The sequence below is a fragment of the Microbacterium karelineae genome, assembly GCF_009745985.1.
Classification (GTDB): Bacteria; Actinomycetota; Actinomycetes; order Actinomycetales; family Microbacteriaceae; genus Microbacterium; species Microbacterium karelineae.
Genome location: NZ_WFIX01000138.1, coordinates 1 through 1,123 on the forward strand (window position 1 = coordinate 1; position 1,123 = coordinate 1,123).

The 1,123-nt window shown below is 33.9% G+C and carries 3 protein-coding genes; all 3 read left to right on the forward strand.

Annotated elements, in window-relative coordinates:
* Window positions 1–99 precede the first annotated feature (99 nt).
* On the forward strand, window positions 100–294 hold the full coding sequence (gene atpE / locus GB932_RS22300) for an ATP synthase F0 subunit C (protein ID WP_002979108.1): 195 nt from the start codon (window positions 100–102) through the stop codon (window positions 292–294).
* Between the two features lie 83 nt (window positions 295–377).
* On the forward strand, window positions 378–875 hold the full coding sequence (locus tag GB932_RS22305; protein WP_002979110.1) for a F0F1 ATP synthase subunit B: 498 nt from the start codon (window positions 378–380) through the stop codon (window positions 873–875).
* A 2-nt stretch (window positions 876–877) separates the two neighbouring features.
* The coding region (locus tag GB932_RS22310) for a F0F1 ATP synthase subunit delta (protein ID WP_197517222.1) at window positions 878–1,123 on the forward strand (246 nt) is incomplete at its 3' end.

Genomic DNA, 1,123 nt, shown 5'->3' on the forward strand with positions numbered 1-1,123 from the left:
CATTGGAATGGCAGTAGAAGAGCACGAGCACGAACATCATGCAGCTCACTAATTGAAATTATAAATTAAAGTAAAACAAATTTTTTAAAATTATATATTATGGAAATCCCTAAAATTGTAGGTGCTGGTATCGTAGTACTAGGTGTAGGTATCGGTCTTGGTAAAATCGGAGCTGCTGCTCTTGAAGCTATCGCTAGACAACCTGAGCAATCTGGAAAAATCCAAACAGCTATGCTTATCGCAGCTGCACTTGTAGAAGGTGTTGCGTTTGCTGCTCTATTTGCAGTAAACTAATTAAAATCAGACCATTATCTGTGACGGTTGGTTACAGGTAATGGTTCTTTAAAAAAAGTAATAATTATTTATACATTTATATAATGGAATTAATTCATCAGTTTTCATCAGGATTATTTATTATCCAGTCTGTTATTTTTCTAGCATTATTATTTTTGTTAGGTAAATTCGCTTGGAAACCTATTTTAAAGTCTATCAATGACAGAGAAACATCTATTGTTGACGCTCTTAATCAAGCTAAATTAGCTAGAAAAGAAATGGAAACTTTAAAAGAGGATAACGAAAGAATCATTCGTGAAGCTAAAATCGAAAGAGATGCGATCCTTAAAGAAGCCAGAGAGATTAAAGACAGAATCGTAGGGGAAGCTAAAGATGTTGCTAAAGCTGAAGGAGACAAAATGATCGAAGCTGCTAAACAGACTATCAACGCTGAGAAAAATGCTGCAATGGCAGACATCAAAACTCAAATCGGTACTTTATCTGTAAACATTGCTGAGTCTATCTTGAAGCAAAAGCTGGACAATAGCGAAGCTCAAAACGAATTAGTTCAAAATTATTTAAACAAATCAAACCTTAACTAAGAATGCTTACATCTAAAGTAGCTAAAAGATACGCACAAGGTTTACTTGACTTCACCAACGAATCAGGTCAAACGGCTACTGTATTTTCTGAAATGAAAGATGTAGTAAAGATCATGAAAGAGTCTGCGGACTTAAATAAATTTTTCATGACTCCTTATATCGATTCTAAAAAGAAAATAGAAGTAGCAAACGAAATTTTCAAAGGTTTATCTGTTTCTTCTCAGAACCTGATCAGATTGGTTATTAAG

Bases quoted from the DNA above. Each gene is read 5' to 3' on its own strand.
- GB932_RS22305 (WP_002979110.1), top strand. From the start codon at position 378: ATGGAATTAATTCATCAGTTTTCATCAGGATTATTTATTATCCAGTCT.
- atpE (WP_002979108.1), top strand. From the start codon at position 100: ATGGAAATCCCTAAAATTGTAGGTGCTGGTATCGTAGTACTAGGTGTA.